The 231-nt window shown below is 34.6% G+C and carries 1 protein-coding gene; it reads left to right on the top strand.

The window, feature by feature from the left end; genetic code table 11:
- Nucleotides 1-231 (top strand): transketolase C-terminal domain-containing protein (locus tag R2R70_RS23550; RefSeq protein ID WP_410979427.1); only part of this gene is annotated, 231 nt, incomplete at both ends.

Below are 231 nucleotides of genomic sequence, written 5' to 3'. Positions count from 1 at the left end.
CAAAGCGATATGCAACTTTTCGAAATTGGTAAAGCAAATACAGTAAAAGAAGGTTCAAAGATTGCCATTTTGTCATTTGGTACATTGCTTGAAAACGCACAACTTGCTGCAAATGAACTTAATGCAACGCTTGTTAACATGCGCTTTATAAAGCCGCTTGATACTTCACTGTTAAACGACATTATTAAAAATCATGATGTAATTGTTACACTTGAAGATAATGCCATTGCC

It is taken from the genome of Cobetia sp. SIMBA_158, from assembly GCF_046566945.1.
GTDB lineage: Bacteria > Pseudomonadota > Gammaproteobacteria > Pseudomonadales > Halomonadaceae > Cobetia > Cobetia amphilecti.
This window is presented reverse-complemented; position numbering and strand designations above follow the sequence as displayed.